This is a genomic window from Streptomyces sp. NPDC026673, from assembly GCF_040638135.1.
Classification (GTDB): Bacteria; Actinomycetota; Actinomycetes; order Streptomycetales; family Streptomycetaceae; genus Actinacidiphila.
The window spans coordinates 1-17480 of the sequence record NZ_JBEZXR010000035.1 but is presented as its reverse complement, the minus strand read 5'-3'; the positions used below and the strand labels follow the sequence as shown (position 1 = coordinate 17480).

The window sequence follows — 17480 nt, the reverse complement described above, 5'->3', positions numbered from 1 at the left end:
CTGTCACTGGTCACAGGTACGCTCCCAATGCGCTGCACTACCAAGTGCCAGCTGCTCGGCCCCGCCCACTGACGCTCTGGAGATCGCGTGCAGCCAGTCAAGATCGTCGACTTGTTCGCCGGCCCTGGAGGCGTTGACGTGGCTGCCGAGACACTGGGGGTACCCGTGGTCGGCGTCGAATGGGACGCCGACGCCTGCGAGACCCGCCACGCCGCGGGCCTGGGCACTGTTCAGGGCGACGTGCGGAGGTTCGGCCCTGCCGATTTCCCCGATGCAGACGTGCTCGCTGGCGGCCCGCCCTGCCAGACCTTCACGGTCGCAGGGAGTGGGGCAGGCCGGAAGGCCCTCGATGATGTCCTTGGCTTCGTCGAGCGGATGGTCGCGCGTGACGATCCAGACGAGATCGCCAACGATCTCTCCAAGCTGGACGACGAGCGGACTGGCCTGGTGCTGGAGCCCCTTCGATGGATCTTGGAAGCCATCGACGTAGTGAAGAAGCCCTACGAAGCGATCATTTTGGAGCAGGTCCCGGCGGTGCTTCCCGTGTGGGCGGCGTACGCCCAAGCCTTGGCCAACGAGGGGTACTCGGTCGACTACGGCCTTCTGCACACGGAGGCGTTCGGCGTTCCCCAGACGCGCAAGAGGGCGGTTCTGATTGCGCGCAGGGGCGAGCACGACGTGAAGCTCCCCGGCCCGACGCATCGCACCTACCGCAAGGGGGTGCCGCGCGATGCCGGGGATCCCAAGCTGGAGCCTTGGGAGATCATGGGCAAGGTGATCGACCGAGGGACGGCCTTCGAAGTCATCTCGAACTACGGCACCGGTGGTGATCCGAAGTTGCGCGGGCGTCGGTCCTCGTCCCAGCCTTCGGCCACCGTTACGGGGAAAATTTTCCGCAATCGTGTGGTTTCCACTGAAAACGTAGAGCTGAAGCGATTCGACTACTACGAGGCTGGACGTCTTCAGACTTTCCCTGCCAACTATCCGTGGTCAGGACGTGACATCGGGCAGCAGATCGGGAACGCCGTGCCACCGCGGTTGGCCATGCACGTCTTGAGCGCCGCCTTTGGTTGGTCTCGCCCGAGTGATGAGCTGTTGGCGAAGCTCGATCACTGGCATCGTCCGGCGACGCTGGCCGTACCCGCTCCGACTCCGAGTGGAGAGGTGCTGGTGGGGGCATAGCCCTGCCTCCGCGCTCGGCGCGCGTTGTCCGGTTCCTTGTCCACTACGTCACAGGGCGCAGGTGTCCCCGCAAACCCGTCGGCGGGCCGTCCTGATCGCCCGACACGGCAAGGATCCGGTCACGCTCCCATCAGCGCCCACCGCCCCGACTGAGGGCCTGCTGCCAGACTTCAGCGCGTGACGATACAAGAGGGTCTGCCGTTCCCGCAGGATGCTGCCCAGGCTGGCATGCAGGAGTCGCGAGCGTTGGCAGCGAAGCATTCGCGCCGCAATTCTTTCCGCACCTGGGATCCGCCGCGCGAGGCCATGAGCAAGATGCCGCGCGAGTGGCGGATCCAGTCCGGTCCTACGCAGCACGCCCCCGATGACCTTGCCCCGTTCGTGGAGTGGTTCTACGACCAGCCGGAGGCGCGAGAGCGTTTCCGATGGGCGCTCCGTGACTCCCTCGATGAGTTGCTCGATGGTCAGCGGACGGGGCGCTGGGCGTACCAGCACCTGACGAAGACCGAGAAGACGTATCTCGGCACGGCCGTCGAGGTGAACCTCACTAAGGAGTTCGCCATCGACAACGGCGCAGACCTCGACTGGTCCATCGCGGGCCTTGACATCGACTGTAAGTTTTCCAAGGATCTCGGCGGCTGGGAGATCCCGATGGAGATGTATCTGTGCGCCGACCACGGCGAGCGGGGTGGTCGTGCCGACCATGCTGCAGTCGTGACCTGGATGAACGACGACACGAGCCAGTGGGCCGCGGGCATAGTGCGGATTACCGATGAGCGCCTGCGCTGGAAGAGGGAGCGGGGTGCAAACGGCGACCGCGTCCGTGCATACAACCGAGACAACAAGCGCAAGCTCTCCGATGGCGCCAAATCCGAGGTGTTTTGGCTCTGGGGTGGGCTCCAGACGGATCTGCCGACGAACCTGCTGCGCCACCTGGATCCCGAAGCACGCGAGCGGATTCTCACTGCATCACTGCCGCGCTACCCCTCGTCGGGCCAGCAGCGGGTGAACCAGCTATTCCGCGAGGTGCCGGACCGGCTCATTGGCCGACAGACCGTGTTGACCGTCGGCCAGCAGGACGACGCGCCGAAGCGCGCCCGCGACGCCCGTAAAGCTCTGCGCCCGAAGGGCATCGTCGTGCTGGGTCACCAAGGATCACACCCACACGTCGCCCGCAAGCTCGAATTGCCGGTACCGACCAAGGGCGAGTGGATATCCACCCGCCTCGTTCCTGTCTCATCTGACGACGCGCGACCGAAGTTCTCACTGGATGGCCAGTTCTGGGCGCGCGCTCGTGAGAAGGAGCAGTTGGGTCCTGAGCCCGTTCCAGCGCCCGACCTTCCTGACACGCGAAAGATTGATGGGCAGGCCCCTTGACCAGGCTCTGGTCCCCCAGGCGACCCCGGCAGAGGGCGGCACACGGAACACCGCAGGTTGTAAGCACTGAATGGAGCTCCCTGTAAAACCAGCCCGTCCGCTCGGAGTCGGGTTGTGGACCGTATGTGCAGGGCGAGCGGTTTTCGGTCGCCGCCTGCTCTGGTCGGTGCTGGGGTGTTGCGTGGCGAAGTGGGGGCGGGGTGGGGGGTGGTGGTTCTAGCCTCGGTGGTGGCACATGGGTGAGGTCGGTCGGGGGTACGGCGTGGACAGCGGTGGCTCTGTAGTTGCTGGCGGCAAGCGGTTGTTCGTCAGTTACGCGACGCCGGATCGAGCGTGGGCGGAGTGGGCGGCCTGGCACCTCACAGACGCCGGCTACGACGTCGAGTTGGACACCTGGCACTGGGGAGCCGGAGAGAACTTCATCCTGCGGATGAACCACGCCCTGAAACAGGGCAGCCGGATGGTCGCGCTGCTCTCCGCCGCCTACTTCGACTCCGACCGGTTCACCACCCTGGAGTGGACGGCAGTGCTGGCCGCCAAGGACAAGATGGTTCCGCTGCGTATCGAGAAGGTGACCGCCCCGCCCATCCTGAGGCCGCTGATCTACCAGGATCTGTTCGGCCGGGGGGAGGCGGCGGCCCGGGAGGCATTGCTGGGCGCGGTGCGCGGCCCGACCGGCGTCCCGACGACGCGCCCGGGATTTCCGGAACAGGATGGAACGGCGGGCAGGCTACAGCGGGCGGGGGCGACCGGGCCACGCCTTCCCGGCAGTGCCCTGCCGCGAGTGTGGAACATCCCCGGGCGGAACGCGGGCTTCACTGGCCGCGACGAGGCACTCATCGAAACTCGGGAGCGGCTGGTCGGTGCCGGGACGGTGGCGGTGCTGGCCTTGAAAGGCCGGGGCGGGGTCGGCAAGACCCAACTCGCTATCGAATACGCCCACCGCTTCAGCAACGAATACGAACTGGCCTGGTGGATCAACGCCGAAGACCCTGTCCTCATCCCCGACCTGCTCGCCGCCCTCGCGGTAGAGACCGGCGCCGCTCACCCCGACACCCCTGCGGACGGAGCACTGCTCGGGTTGAAGAGAGAATTGCGGGGGCGGTCGCGGTGGCTGCTGGTCTTCGACAACGCCGAAGATCCTGCCGGCCTTGCGCCGTATCGGCCCGACGGGCCGGGGCATGTGCTGATCACGTCCCGCAACCCCCGCTGGCACGGCCTCGCCGTCCCCGTCGATGTCGACACCCTGCCCCGCCCGGAGGCCGTCGCTCTGCTGCGTGCCCGCACCCCGGACCTCAGCGACACGGATGCCGACCGGATCGCGGAAGCGCTGGAGGATCTGCCGCTTGCTTTGGTGCAGGCCGCGGAATCACTGACCGCGTTCACCGTCGACCAGTACCTGTACCAGCTCGCCGCCAATGCTGCCGAGGCCACCGACAACGGCGCCCCGCTGGACTATCCGCATTCCCTGGCCGGCCAGATCCGGATCAGCACCCAGCGCCTGACCGACCAGGACCCCGACGCCGCCGCCCTACTCCGCGCCTGCGCACTCCTCGCCCCCGACCCCTTCCCCCTCCACGCCTGCACCCCACCCGGCGACCCCGGCGACAACGCCGTGACCCGAATCCTGGTCGGCCCCCGCACAGTGCAACGGGTGCTGACTGCCCTGGACCGGCACGGCCTGGCCCGCATCAACGCCGGCACCGTTCAACTGCACCGCCTTACCCAAGCCGTCTTCCGCGACCAGCTCACCCCCGACCAGCACACCCAAGCCGCCGAGGATGCCAGCCGTCTCCTTGCCGCCGCCTACCCCGGCCAGGCCGCCGACCCCAGTACCTGGCCGCGCTGGCCCGACCTACTGCCTCACCTGCTGACCATCGACCCCACCGACCTCACCACCCCCCAAGCACGCTACGCGGCTCGTCAAGCGTGCTGGTACCTGATGGACCGCGGCCAACCTCACAACGTTCTAGAACGCCTCCAGCACCTCCACCAGACATGGACCCGCACCCTCGGCGACGACCACCCCGACACCCTGCGGGCCGCCAACAACTTGGCCCGCGCCCACAGGGACACCGGCGACCACGCCGCCGCCCGCGCCCTCACTGAGGACACTCTGACCTGGCGCCGCCGTGTTCTGGGCGAGGACCACCCCGACACCCTGACCACCGCATCCAACCTCGCTATCTGCCTGGCTGAGCTCGGCGAGACCGAACAGGCCCGCACCCTGAACGAGGACACCCTGACCCGACGCCGCCGTGTTCTGGGCGAGGACCACCCCGACACCCTGACCACCGCATCCAACCTCGCTATCCGGCTGGCTGAGCTCGGCGAGACCGAACAGGCCCGTACTCTCGCCGAGGACACCCTCGCCCGGCGGCGCCGTGTTCTGGGCGAGGACCACCCCGACACCCTGACCACCGCCCACAACCTCGCCATCGACCTGGCCGCGCTCGGCGAGACCGAACAGGCCCGTACTCTCGCCGAGGACACCCTCGCCCGGCGGCGCCGTGTCCTGGGCGACGACCACCCCAACACCCTGATCACCGCCCGTGTGCTGGACGGCCTCGGATAGAGGCACGTCAGGCTCCATTTCTTTGATGGCTCTGAGGTTGCCGCGTCGTCCGCAATCTTGCCGATACGGTGACCGTGAGGAGCGCATCCTTCAGGTTATGGGCGTCGGGAGAGGGAGTGGACGATGGTGCGGGCGCCGAAGAGCGTAGAGGTCAAGCTCAACCTGAAGGTGCTGGAGATCGCCGGCACGTGGGAACCCAATGACACCGAACGGCGCGCGGCCTGGGAGCTGTACGTCGAACTGGTCACCCGCGTCTCAGTGGTGCCGCTCCGCGAGGACGAAGGGCTGCTGCGAGAAGCGCTCAGCAGCCTGTACTCACTGTTCAACACCACCCGCGAGGTCCTGCGCAAGTACGGCCCCGACGTCGCCGAACCCAAGAAGAACGGCCAGTACAACTTCGGCTACCTGGCCGTGGCCATGCTCAACTACGGCCTACGCCCCCTGTTGGCCTCCTGGCACCCCGCCCTGGAGGACTGGGAGACCCGCCGCCCCGCCGACCGCTCCCGCCGCGAACACGAACAGGCCTGGCCCAAGGCCGGAGAGCTCCGCACCGCGTTGCGTGACGCCCGCACCACGCTGACCGCCTACGCGGACCTCCTCGCCACCGCCTGCGGTGTGCCCAACCTCCTCGAAGCCGTCCCCGAAAACTGACGACAGAGAGCTCCGGTCGCTCACCCGAGAGCCCGCCACCAGGGCTAGAGCGGGCCCGCGCTCATGGCGACACCGGTGATCACGCCGGCGCCCGCACCCTCACCGAGGTCACCCTGGCCCCCCGCCGCCGTGTCCTGGGCGAGGACCACCACGACGAGGCCAACGCCGGTTTCGTGGAGGAGACGGGGAGGTGCTGTCGAGTAGCCGGTCGCAGGCCCAACCCGCCGAACGCAGCGCTATGAGTCGCTACTCTAAACGTCTGTGACTGACCGTCAGTGTTGGGTGCCCGGCAATCACGAATCAGGAGGCGGAGCGTGGCAAGCGTCAGGCAAGGCATGCTGAACGATGAGTCGGACGAGGTGTTCTTCAGCTATGCACGGGCGGATCGGGACCGAGTTCTTCCTCTGGTCTTTGCTCTACGTGCAGCCGGACTCTCTGTCTTCCTGGACGATCAACGGATTGATGAGTTCGACGGGATCACGCCAGCGATTCGCAAAGCTCTGTCCAATGCCCGTCTCTTCGTAGCCTACTATTCAAAGACCTATCCGTTGCGCCCTGCTTGTCAATGGGAGCTGTTGACTGCTTTTCGAGTATCCGCAGCTTTAGGGCAGCCAGGTAAACGAATCGCCGTCTTGAATCCGGAACAATCTCCTACTCATATCCAGCCAGTAGAATTGGCCGACGCCCGCTATTTGGATGTCTCCGGTGAGGACGCAGTAGCTACCCTGGTCGAGCGAGTCCGAGAGCGGCTGACTGAGTCTCCTGGGCCGTTCGGCGAAGCCGTTCAGAGTTTGCGACCGGTGTGGCGTCCAAACGAGCATCTTGGGTCCGAACGTTTCGTTGGTCGGGCATCCGAGCTCTGGGATGTGCACAGTAAGCTCCATGCACATGAATACGCTGCTACCCAGAATGAGGCGAGCATGGGGCAAGCCGTCGTCATGGGGCTCGGCGGTGTGGGCAAGACCCTGCTAGCCGAAGAGTATGCGCGCCGATTCTCATCGTTCTACCCAGGAGGAATCTTCTGGTTCACGGCCGCTGCCAGCCATGCCCCCGAGACAACCAGCGCCCAGCCCGCCGGCCGGTCGGCTGCGATTGACGCAGATGCCCTGAACAACGAGGTAATTGCCCAGCACTACCAACAGGTCGCCGGCGCGCTGAGTATTGACCCCGGACAGCACGCGCCCGATGAAATCCGCGAAGCCGCACGCCGACACATCGAGATCGCCGAAGAACCCTGTCTCTGGATTGTCGACGATCTACCTGGCTATCTCACGCCTGCTACCCTGCGGGAACTAGCCGCCCCGCATCCGTTAGGTCGTACGCTTTTCACCACTCGTTGGCGTGGCTACGGTCTGTCTAGGATCGATCTTGATGTTCTCAGTCCGAATGAGGCCTACCAACTCCTGACCAGCGCTCGCCCGGCCGCTGCCCCACAGGAAGAGGATGCCGCCCAGGCGTTGGTTACCCGGCTCGGCGGTCATGCTCTGGCCACCGACTTGGCCCGCGGATGCCTGGAAGACCAGCCAGGATTGACCTACAGCGACCTCCTTAACGAACTCGACGACACCCAACATGGTGACGCCTTTCAGGAACTTGTCGACGACCTTTACCTCCAAGTCCCTACCGACCACACTGCGGACATCGCCGCCACTTTTAGACGAAGCCTGCGTCACCTTGACGCTGAGGCCCTCACTGTACTGCGTGCAGCTGCCACCTTGGCGTCAGCTCCCATCCCAAGCCGCTTGTTGACCGCTATCACCGGCGCCATGTTTGAGACCGACATGCGAACCGCCGAGCGCACCAGCCGTCGTGCATTGAGCCATGCACAACGCCGGTCTCTAATTCGGCAGACCGGTGACCCAGCTGGCGCCTGGCTTCTGCACGCCCTTGTGAGTCGTACCTTGACGTTGCAACCCGACCCACGGGACGAAATTGACACCATTCGCGAGGTAGTCTCCGCTGCCACGCTCGCCCTAATGGAGCCTGGGGACCAGCCTGCTTATCTCGAGCTAGCCGAGATCATTCCACACGCACGTGTGCTGACCGAGCACCTTGGTACCCCCGTGTCGCTGAACCTGCTTGGCCTAGTTGCTGGCTACGACTACGAAACTGGACAACCCGCAAGTGCCGCAAACGCATATTTTCGGCGTGGCCAAAAGCTAGAAGCGCTCTTGGGTACTGACGACGTCGCCGTGCTCTCCAATCGGAACAGCCTTGGCCTGGCTTATAACGCGACAGGTGACTTGAAGCGGGCGATTCCTCTCCTGGAACAGAATCTGGCGGACTCCTATCGAGTTTCAGGTCCAAAGGCCCCAGACACGTTGACTTATCAGAACAGCCTCGCTGTCTCATATCAAGACGCGGGCGATTGGGGGCGCGCGATCAGGCTACTGAAGAAAGCGTTGGTCGTTAGTGAACGAGTACTGGGACCGAACGACTCTCGAACGCTTATGTCCCGGAACAATCTCGGCATGGCCTATAGAAATGTAGGCGACATGAGGCGGGCAATCCCTATTCTTGAGCGGTGCTGGGCCGATCATGAGAAGCTAATGGGGCCTGAGGATCTGCAGACTTTTATGGCGCGGAACAATGTTGCTTACGCGTACGAAGCAGCCGGACGGTCGACCCGGGCTATTCCACTCTTCGAGCAGTCGTTGGCCGACTATGAACGCGTTCTGGGGTCAGATCATCCTTTGACGCTCCTGGCGCGGAATAACATTGCCTACGCCTACCGTCAATCCGGTGATGTAGAGCGCGCGATTCCGCTCTATGAAAAAACTCTGTCGGACCGAGAGCGGATTTCGGGATCAGAGCATCCGGATACACTTACCTCACGCAATAACCTGGGTAATGCCTATGTGGCAGCTGGTGATCCAGAACGGGCAATCCCGGTGCTTGAGCAGACCTTGGCCGATCGCGAACGCGTCCTGGGGCCTGACCACCCCAAGACAATTGCATCCTATAATAATCTGGCCCACGCCTACGGTGAGGCCAGCGATCTGGAGCGCGCCGCCGTCCTTTACGAGAAGGCGCTCAGTGAATTTGAACGCATCGTAGGGACTGATCATCCGGACACCTATGCTGCACGTAGCAACCTAGCCTTGACCTACCAAGAGATGGGTGATCTAGAGCGAGCTATCCCCCTGTTTGAGGTGTCATTGGCTGAACACGCAAGAACGTTGGGGTCCCAACATCCTGTCACCGTTGCCACGCGATATAGCTTGGCCCGGGCCTACCGAGCGATTGGCTCTCCCAAGCAAGCGATCCCGCCGCTGAAGAAAGTCTTGGCTGACTCGGCCAAGATCCTGGGGTCGCATCACCCTATTACTCTCGACTCGCGTAGCGAGTTGATTTCAGCCTACCTAGCGGTGGGCGATCGCAAGCGGGCAATTCCCCTATTGAGACGGAAACTTGCCGACTGTGAGCGAGCGCTTGGTCCGCAGCACCCTCGCACGATGAAAGTCCGGATCGCGCTCGCCAATGCTCACCACGCGGGCAGTGCCCAGTCGACCCCTATCCCCCGTGCGTCCCCCAACGAGGGAGCGGATGGGGAAAGTGCAGGTCGCAGGGGTGAGAAGGGCCCACTGTAAATCCGTCGGCTTAGCCTACCCAGGTTCGAATCCTGGCGCCGCCACACTGGGAGAAACCCCCGTTGACCTGCGGAAACGCAGCGCAACGGGGGTTCTTTTTTGTGGACGAAGGGGTGCCCGACATGCCTGGTTAGTCCCACTTCCCGAAACCGCGTGCTGACCAGCGTTTGTGGGGCATGTGTGGGGCAGGGTTGGCGATCACTCCCAGTTCTTCAGCGCGGCCTCGATCCGGGCGTTGGCCATGGCCGTAGCGCCGTCCAAGCACTTGGCGTATACCTTGAGAAGCACTGCGACCGTGTGGCCGGCGCGTCGGGCGACCTCCACCGGGTCCACCCCCGAGTTCAGCCACAGAGAGACGCAGGCGTGCCGCAGGTCGTACGGGCGGGCGCCCAGAGGTGACGCCTGTTGCTCGGGTGACAGCGCCTGCTTGCGGGCCCGCGCCCAGACCTCCCCGTAGCCGCTCTCCTGCATCAGGCCACCGCGGGCCGTCCGGAACAGGCGGCCGTCGGGGGTGGTGCCGTACGGGTCCAGGTGCTCGCGGAGCATGACCACAAAGCCGGGCGGGATAGGGACGTGCCGCACGTCCTTGCGGGGGCGCCACTTCAGTCCACGCTCGTCATGGGCGGTGCCGGAGTCGGTCCAAGAGCTTCCGACGCGCGGCCGTGAACCATCCAGGTGGAGCGTGCCCCACCCTTCGAGGTCGGTCATGTCCCGTGTAGTGGTGTAGCCGGGTCGGCGAACAGCTGCTGGGGCACCTGCGGGTGGGCGAAACCGTCCGGCACCTCGGCCCGAACGGCTGCCCGGCCCCGCTCAGCTCTTCCGCTCACCCAGGACACAGAATTCGTTGCCCTCCGGGTCGAGGAGGGTCACCCAGTGCTGCTCGGCCTGCACGGTGTCGGCGCGCCGGGCACCGAGGGAGAGCAGCCGGGCGACCTCGGCCTCCTGGTCGTCGGGGCGGAAGTCGGGGTGGAGCCGGTTCTTCGACGTCTTGCCCTCGGGGACAGGAACGAAGAGCAGCCCCGGCATCTGGTCCGGCTCAGGCCGGATCTCGATGATCTCCTCGGATTCGTCGACCACTACCCAGCCGAGAGCCTCGGCCCACCAGCGCCCGAGGGCGATGGGGTCGGAGGAGTCGACGATGATCTGTTCCCATTCGAGTGCCATGGGCGTGAGCATAAACAGGGTCGGCTGGCTGCCAGGGCTGGGGGTGACTGCCGTCGACCGCCGGTCCGGTGTGCGGATCGTGTCCCGCAGAGCGGTGTAGTAGCGCGGTGTGGTAGCAGCAAGTCGCGAGAAGTGATCGCTGCTACACCACTCCAGGGGACACCACCTCACCTGTTCACCTAGTTGATCCAGCTTGGTGACGTCGGCGACGGGTGGCTGTTGCGGCCGGCGCGGCTAGTGCCGCGTGTGTGAGTGACTGTCACCCCAGCTTCTTCAGCTGAGCTTCGATGATGTTCTCGGGGATAACCGGGGGCTGGGTCGGGTTGAGGGACGCAAAGGCGGCGACGGTGGAGCCCTTGCGGACGACGAGAACGGTCAGGGGGATCGTGGGGCCCCCGCCCGCCTCGGCGATGACTTGGGTCGTGTCGAAGGCGATGGAGTCGTCGCCGTAATCGCCGGCGGACCGGCCGCGGGTACCGGAATATCCCAGCCCGGCGCCCGGGTGGGATGCGGACGGGAGCATCGAGGCGGTCGTGCAGAGGGGGAGCGCGGCGCGCAATTCGGCCATGACCTTGAGGGCGTCGGGGCGGGTGTAGGACGTCAGACCGACGCTCGCGTGATGCGCGAGCCCGTCGGAGTCTGACACGACATCCCCCTCTACCTTGGCCGAGAAGTCGTGGAGACTGCCCAAATCGGCAGCTGCGTAGACCGGTCGGCAGGTGGCGGGTGTGACGGCGCGGTACGTCGCGAGCATGTCGTGGTCGACCGGGGCCCCCTTCCCTGTGACGGCCTTGGCCGTGTAGCCCGGGACCTCGTGTGTATTCAGTGCCAGGCGGTCGAGGTCTTGCTGGCTGAGCCTCTTCTCGGCTTCGGCTGATGTCGTCCTGCGACCTGCGGTGTCGCCCTCTCCGCCCCCGCCGCACGCGGTGGTGAGCGTCAGGGCGGCCGTCACGCTCGCGCCAACGATGGTTCGTATTCCGATACTGCGAACGCCCATGCCTGGTCGTACCCCCATGCCCCGTCCCGGGCATCCACATTCGATGGCATCCCTGATCCCGCAATTCGTGCCGAAGCGCCGGCCGGCGGCGTCACCGAGTGGCCAGACCGCCAGTGACCGCCGCACCTCGCCCGCTTTCCCCAGGTGCCGCCAAGAGAGGGGGCAACGTGGAAGACAGCTCACGTAGGACGGGAGAGATCCACACTAAGGCAGTCACCATCGACGTAGAACAGTATTTCTGGGGCTGCTGTGGGACGGCACGGCGGCGTTAGATGAAACGACCAGGTCAGACCCGATGGGCCGCGCGGTCTGTAAAGCCGGCACCACGCTGGAACGGTGTCCATGGCCCGTGACGCCAGACCACCGCTGGCACCATCACCCTGCCGACTGACGCGGAAGAGGGCTTGTGAGCGGACGCCGAACTGGCCGAACCGTCGCTGCTCGTCAGCAAGATCACCGTTGCCCGCGAGTATGGCTGGTCTGAACGTCGGCGTACGGCTGCGGGGGAAGCTGGCGTATGAGGAGCTGCGGGAGGGATTGGCTGCGGGGCGGTGAGCTGGGCGGTCAGGGGCTAGAGGTCATGAACTCGTCAGATAGGCTGCCGCCTCTTGTAATGGCATCCTCCTGAAGAGGTGTAAATGAAGACAGGCAGACGATCCGTCGCGGTGGCCACGCTCGTGGGGGCGCTGGGGCTCTCAGCGCTGAACGCGCCGGCGGCTCAGGCGGCGGACACCGGTATCACCGTGTCGAAGATCGTCATCAACAACGGCAAGCTGATCGTCGTCGGCACGTCGAAGGAGGTGGAGCCGCCCATCAGTTTCAACATCGCGCTGCCTTCCGGGTACAGCACCGCCGACCCCTCCCGCTATGACGCCTACCCTTTCCTCTACCGCGGCAGCATCAAGACGGCGGCCGACACCGGGGAGAACTTCATCCAGCCGGGCAGTTACACCTGCTACGAGATCGACTCCAAGCACGCTCGCTGCGAGGGCAACCTCTACATCGACCCGCACCCGAGCCAGGAGCACGTCGATTCCAACAGCGACGCCACGACCTGGAAGGTCGGCGTCTCGCTGCGGCTGTGGAAGGCTGACGGCGGCCTCAAGACCGGGGAACTGGAGACGCGGTCCACGACCGCCCAGCTCAAGCGCGCGGCCAGGGCCACCACCAACGCCTCGCCGGAGCCGGTCACCAAGGGCAAGTCGATCACGGTCACGGGCAAGGTGACCCGGGCGAACTGGAGCACGAAGAAGTACGACGCCTACAGCGGCCGTACGGTCAGCCTCCAGTTCCGCGCCAAGGGCACCGACACCTTCAAGACGGTCAAGAAGGCCACCACCAGCAGCACCGGGGGTCTGAAGGCCACGGTCACCGCCACGGTCGACGGCTCCTACCGCTGGGTGTACTACGGCAACTCCACGACCGGCGTCGCCACCAGCGCGGCCGACTACGTCGACGTGCGCTGACGTCCTCAGCACAGGGTCGGGATCTCGCCGCCCTCGGCCGTCGTCAGCGTGCCCCCCGTCAGACCGCGTAGCCCGCGTTCCGCCACGGCGGTCAGCTTGGCGGCGGTCGGTGGGGTCGCATCCAGGCCGAGGCGTAGCGGGCGGGGCCGTACGGAACACCAGTGATGATCGCAAGAGGTCACGAGTCACTGCGGAGTCGCTGGTGGGGTGCCGGTGGGGCAGATGGGCAGCAGGCCGAACAAGAACCAGGCCAGGCGGGTTACCTCACGCGGACTGTAAATCCGTCGTCTTAGCCTACCCAGGTTCGAATCCTGGCGCCGCCACAGTGGAAACACAGCCCCTGATCTGCGGAAACGCAGCGCAGGGGCTGTTTTGCTGCGCGCGAACGAATCAGTTCGCCGTCTCGCGCCGTCTCACTCGGACACGCTCTCTACCAGCTTCTCTGGACCACGTGTGGACCAGCATCCCGGCTCTCATCTGCCGCAACGAACCGGGCCTGTGTGCGGGAGACAGTGTCACGGCCGAGAAGGTTGGCCCATGCGTGTTGGCAACGATCCCGTTGGGGTTCAGTGGCCGCCGCTGGTTCCGACATGGAACCGGGTCAGGGCGAACACGATGATGAGGTCGAGGACCATCACGGGGATAGCCCATGCCGGGTAGTACGGAACGAACATGAACTGGGTGATCAGGCTGATCCCCGCCACCGCTGCACCTGCCCCGCGGCCCCAGCTCTGGTTGGTCAGGACTCCCAGGCCGGCGATGACGAGCGCCACTCCGACAACGAGGTGGATCACGCCCCAGGTGGTCAGGTCGAACCGGTAGGCGTACTGGGACGAGGAGGCGAGCACGGTGTCCTGTGCGATGCCGGATGCGCCCATGAGGATGCTGAGTGGGCCGCTGAGCATCAGCAGGGCCCCGGCGGCCAGGGACGCGCCGCTGAGCGTTTTGCCGCTGTCGGGCCCTCCGTGTCCTTGCTGTGCGTTGGGCATCGCTGTCATGGCTGCCGCCTTCCTGTCCGCGCAGTTAACCGACGCACACGCACCTGCGAAGGAGACCACGCCTCCCTGACAGCATCACCACAATCCTTCTGGCCCGCGACTGCAGCCAGCCATAGGGAGGTCCCGGACAGCTACCGCACCAGCGCATGGCGATCACGCGGCAGGCCGCGCCCAGGTGTGCCCCGGCTTCGGCTCAGGCGGACGCTGCAGTGCCCTCGTCGTCATGGGTAGACCCCCGCCACAAGGCTCGGGTCAGCCTGCGGACTGCTTGCCGGCGTGGTTGCACGGCCCGGCGGATGCCTTCTCCCGGCAGGTCCCCGACAGGCCAACCGACCGTTGGTTCACGCGCCTTCCGTGATGCGGCTTGGGGGACAAGCCATGGCCTGGGCCGCAGCTGTGGGCGGCCCAGGCACGGCGGGCTACTTCTCGGCCGTCATCCGGAATGGGGCAAGGTCCGGGCTGGGAGCCGGCTTGTTGCCGTCGGCGGACTGCGGCTGCGCGGTCAGGCTCTGCGGGGCTGCTCCCTTGTAGTACGGGGTGTAGGTGTAGTGGCTGCCGACACTGATCGAGGTACCGATCTTGGCGAGGACGGCCGCGTCGACCGAGCCTGTGCCGCCGAAGACGGCGACGTGGTTCATGCTCGCCGACCTGCGCATCAGGTAGTTCTTGGTGGCGTACGGCAGTGAGGTGACGTCGGTCCACAGCAGCGGCCCGTAGGTGGTCATCGCCGATGCCGCGGAAACCCCGCCGCGCCAGCTGTCCACGGAGGCCACTGCGGCGTTCGACGGCAGCGACCACCACAGTTGGGCGAGCTGACTGGCGTTCGACTCCGGAGTGCTGCCGGCGACCCGGTAGTAGCTGTACTTGCTGGGCCAGCTGGGCATCTTGCCCGCCTTGTAGGCCTTGGACAGCGCGGACTCGGCGTCGACTCCCACGGTGATGATCTTCGTCGTGCTCGGGCGGTACTTGTTGAGGTAGCCGTACACGGACGCGGTCATGGTCGAGCCGTCGGTCACCAGTACGACCGCGGTCCCCGAGGTGCCCATGGAGCCTGCGGCGGCACTGGCCGCGAGGGCGTTGTGGTAGTCGTTTCCGGTGGCCAGGAACACGTACTTCGGCGCGCTGGTGACTGTCTTGGCCACGGCCACCGAGGTGGAGTAGCGCGAGGTGCCGGACAGCCGCTTGGCGACGTAGCCGAGCGAGGTCACCTTGGACGCGACCGAGCTGCCGAGGATGCCGGTGCCGCCGACCAGGTAGACCGTCTTGCCCTTGGGCAGCATGCGCTTCAGCTCGGTCTGCACCGAGGAGTCCAGGGACGTGCCGGAGGTCATCAGCACCGGTCCGCGCTTCTTGCCGGCCAGCGAGGTCGCGGTGGTGGCGTACGACGGGCTCGACTTGCTGATGAGGACGGCAGCGCCCGCGTTGGCCAGGCCGGGCGCGCTCGTGCCGACGGTGTTCCACGTCCACTTGGACGACGCGATGTTGGTGTCGTAGCTGTCGGAGCCGTAGACCCGGGAGATCGCGTTGTCCCTGATCGGCTGCCAGGCCACATTGAGGCCGTCGCCCTGGGAAACCCGCGTGGCCGTGCCTGTGCCGAGGTCGTGGATCCACACCTGGGCGTCCTGCGGGCCGTCCGGGTTGTCGTAGGCGATCCGGTCGCCCTGCGGCGACCAGGCGGGCCGGTTGTGGTCGGTGGCGTCCGTGGTGACCTGGGTCAGCCCGGTGCCGTCGGTCTTGACCGTGAACAGCTGCTCGTACCCGTCCACGGAGCGGGTGAAGGCCACCGACCGGCCGTCCGGGGAGATGCTCGGGTCCTTTGCGTCGTCGGCCAGCTTGGTGAACGCCCCGGTCCGGCCGTTGTGGACCCACACGGCCGGGGCGCCGGCGGTGGCGCAGCTCGTGCCGGTGCGCACGAAGGCCAGCATGCCGTTGACCGCGCCGCTGGGCTTGGAGTCGCAGCCGTCGACGTCGGTGCCGAACAGGGCCTTGGGGGTCCGGGTGCCGTCGGCCGCGGTCACCCGCAGCCGGCCCGCGGCGGTGAAGACGATGTCGCCGCCGCCGTACCAGTACGTCGGATCGGCCGGATGCCAGCCGCTGCCCGCCGGCATGGGGATGCTGGAACCGGTTGCTTCCTGGCCGGCCCATTCCGTGTGCATGTAGTCGCCGTTCACGTAGGCGATCTGGCTGCCGTCGGCGGACCAGGCACCCTGGTTTCCGGTCGGGTAGAACTGGGAGTGTGAGGACCCGTCGGGGTTGACGAGAAACATGTTGCCGCCGACGTCGGTGTACAGCAGCTTGCCTTCCACGGCCGGCCAGCCGGCGGTGTCGGCGGTCGCCTGGCCCGGAAGCCCGGCGACGAGACCGGCCGCGAGCGCGGCAACGGTCGTGAGCGCCGCGAATCCGCGGCGCGTTGATGTGTTCAATGTGCCCCCACATGTCAATGAATGGCCGCCGGACCTCTCCACGAGGTGCACGGACGGCGTCGTGTTCTTCGTCCATACGGCGGCGGCGACACATTAGTGCAGGTCCCGGCGGCTGTGAAGGCGGGGGAACAGGAGCGAAGAGCGTGAGGAGGGCCGGCCCTTTCCGCCTGCCGGCAGTCCGATCTCCCAAGCGCCACGGCGGTTGGGAGCAGTGGCCGGCGTCGAGGACGAGTTCTCATCCGTGGGGTCGGGGCGGCATCGAGACCACGAGGAGTGGATGGCCTGATGAGCGACTTCTGACATTCCACGCCGAACGCCGGCGCGTGACACCATCGCGTCACGGCGCCCGACACGGCGGCGGCCTGCCACGGTGGCGAACAGCCGCCTGCCCCCGTCGGATCCAAGCGCAGGTGTGCTCGGCCGCCTGCATCGCTTCATCGGCCCGCCCCGGCAACTCCGGCAGCCCTTGCCGGGGAAGTTCGCGATCCTGGCCCGGCAAGAGCCGACACGCGTGCTTCGCTGTGAGCGGTGAAGGCGTCATGTGCCGATGGCGCCCGGGTTCTCCAGCCAATGCATGTACCAGTCGTGGAAGTCCGGTCCGGGGAAGAGTCCCTGGTCGGAGTTGAGGTGATCCGACCAGACCTGTCCGCGGGCGTCGCCGGTCACCACGAGGCGGTAGTAGGAGGCACAGCCGATCTCGGCGAGGACGAGTGAGCCGGTGAACCAGCAGGGGTCGTAGTACTCGTCCTCGGGAGCGTGCCGTGGACAGGACGTCACGTCGGGCCACGGCTGGAAGCGGTCGGTGTGGGGGAACGGAGTGGCCAGCAGGTCTGCCCAGCGTTCTCCGAGGTCGGCCTGCTGACGTGCCCATACGTCACTGCCGAACCGGAACAGCCCGTAACAGGGACCCGCGCCCCCGCTGCCTACCGTGGTGATGAAGGCACGGTAGGAAGCCGGGAGGCTTAGAGGGCTCGGCAGTAGGCGGGTGTGGAGTTGATGGCAGGCACCCGGAAGTAGAGCAGGCACGAGCCAAAGTGATCATGGAGTTCTCTACGCT

At 66.0% G+C, this 17480-nt stretch carries 11 protein-coding genes, 1 tRNA gene and 1 pseudogene; 7 read left to right on the top strand and 6 right to left on the bottom strand.

Translation table 11 applies throughout. The features are described from left to right. Positions 1–87: 87 nt before the first annotated feature. The 5 genes from AB0F62_RS23230 (at position 88) to AB0F62_RS23210 (ending at position 9375) form a co-directional block, all read left to right on the top strand. Positions 88–1182 (top strand): DNA cytosine methyltransferase, encoded by a 1095-nt coding sequence (locus AB0F62_RS23230; RefSeq protein WP_361802169.1) that lies wholly within the window; start codon positions 88–90, stop codon positions 1180–1182. A gap of 177 nt (positions 1183–1359) precedes the next feature. Beyond that, entirely contained in the window at positions 1360–2559 is a 1200-nt protein-coding gene (locus AB0F62_RS23225; RefSeq protein WP_361802166.1) for a NaeI family type II restriction endonuclease, read from the top strand. A 235-nt stretch (positions 2560–2794) separates the two neighbouring features. Continuing rightward, positions 2795–5134 carry an FxSxx-COOH system tetratricopeptide repeat protein gene (gene fxsT, locus AB0F62_RS23220; RefSeq protein WP_361802163.1) on the top strand — a complete coding sequence of 780 codons (2340 nt, stop codon included), beginning with the start codon at positions 2795–2797 and terminating at the stop codon, positions 5132–5134. A 123-nt stretch (positions 5135–5257) separates the two neighbouring features. After that, positions 5258–5785, top strand: a complete 528-nt coding sequence (locus AB0F62_RS23215) for a hypothetical protein (RefSeq protein ID WP_361802160.1) — start codon at positions 5258–5260, stop codon at positions 5783–5785. Between the two features lie 314 nt (positions 5786–6099). Beyond that, the gene (locus AB0F62_RS23210; RefSeq protein ID WP_361802157.1) at positions 6100–9375 is read left to right on the top strand and encodes a tetratricopeptide repeat protein; all 3276 of its coding nucleotides are present in this window, start codon (positions 6100–6102) and stop codon (positions 9373–9375) included. 198 nt (positions 9376–9573) lie between these two features. On the opposite strand, the pseudogene AB0F62_RS23205 reads toward AB0F62_RS23210, so the two are convergent. From AB0F62_RS23205 to AB0F62_RS23195, 3 genes and pseudogenes are all read right to left on the bottom strand, one after another. Continuing rightward, positions 9574–10068 (bottom strand): annotated as a pseudogene (locus AB0F62_RS23205) (site-specific integrase); the annotation flags it as partial. A 117-nt stretch (positions 10069–10185) separates the two neighbouring features. Continuing rightward, the gene (locus AB0F62_RS23200; RefSeq protein WP_361802154.1) at positions 10186–10539 is read right to left on the bottom strand and encodes a VOC family protein; all 354 of its coding nucleotides are present in this window, start codon (positions 10537–10539) and stop codon (positions 10186–10188) included. Between the two features lie 259 nt (positions 10540–10798). After that, positions 10799–11491 carry a hypothetical protein gene (locus AB0F62_RS23195; RefSeq protein ID WP_361802151.1) on the bottom strand — a complete coding sequence of 231 codons (693 nt, stop codon included), beginning with the start codon at positions 11489–11491 and terminating at the stop codon, positions 10799–10801. A 683-nt stretch (positions 11492–12174) separates the two neighbouring features. On the opposite strand from AB0F62_RS23195, the gene AB0F62_RS23190 reads away from it, so the two are divergent. Further along, positions 12175–13002 carry a hypothetical protein gene (locus AB0F62_RS23190; protein WP_361802148.1) on the top strand — a complete coding sequence of 276 codons (828 nt, stop codon included), beginning with the start codon at positions 12175–12177 and terminating at the stop codon, positions 13000–13002. A gap of 253 nt (positions 13003–13255) precedes the next feature. Then, positions 13256–13325: transfer RNA gene (locus AB0F62_RS23185), tRNA-Ser, on the top strand. 243 nt (positions 13326–13568) lie between these two features. On the opposite strand, the gene AB0F62_RS23180 is transcribed toward AB0F62_RS23185, so the two are convergent. From AB0F62_RS23180 to AB0F62_RS23170, 3 genes are all read right to left on the bottom strand, one after another. Beyond that, complete coding sequence (locus AB0F62_RS23180; RefSeq protein WP_361802145.1) at positions 13569–14000, bottom strand: hypothetical protein; 432 nt, start codon at positions 13998–14000, stop codon at positions 13569–13571. A gap of 419 nt (positions 14001–14419) precedes the next feature. Beyond that, positions 14420–16423, bottom strand: a complete 2004-nt coding sequence (locus AB0F62_RS23175) for an LpqB family beta-propeller domain-containing protein (RefSeq protein WP_361802142.1) — start codon at positions 16421–16423, stop codon at positions 14420–14422. Between the two features lie 537 nt (positions 16424–16960). Then, positions 16961–17200, bottom strand: coding sequence for a hypothetical protein (locus AB0F62_RS23170; protein WP_361802139.1), 240 nt, complete (start codon positions 17198–17200; stop codon positions 16961–16963). Positions 17201–17480 lie beyond the last annotated feature (280 nt).

What these genes read in the sequence shown, in the direction of transcription:
- fxsT (WP_361802163.1), top strand. Translation starts at nt 2,795, where the DNA reads ATGGGTGAGGTCGGTCGGGGGTACGGCGTGGACAGCGGTGGCTCTGTA.
- AB0F62_RS23215 (WP_361802160.1), top strand. Translation starts at nt 5,258, where the DNA reads ATGGTGCGGGCGCCGAAGAGCGTAGAGGTCAAGCTCAACCTGAAGGTG.
- AB0F62_RS23200 (WP_361802154.1), bottom strand. Translation starts at nt 10,539, where the DNA reads ATGGCACTCGAATGGGAACAGATCATCGTCGACTCCTCCGACCCCATC.
- AB0F62_RS23190 (WP_361802148.1), top strand. Translation starts at nt 12,175, where the DNA reads ATGAAGACAGGCAGACGATCCGTCGCGGTGGCCACGCTCGTGGGGGCG.
- AB0F62_RS23180 (WP_361802145.1), bottom strand. Translation starts at nt 14,000, where the DNA reads ATGACAGCGATGCCCAACGCACAGCAAGGACACGGAGGGCCCGACAGC.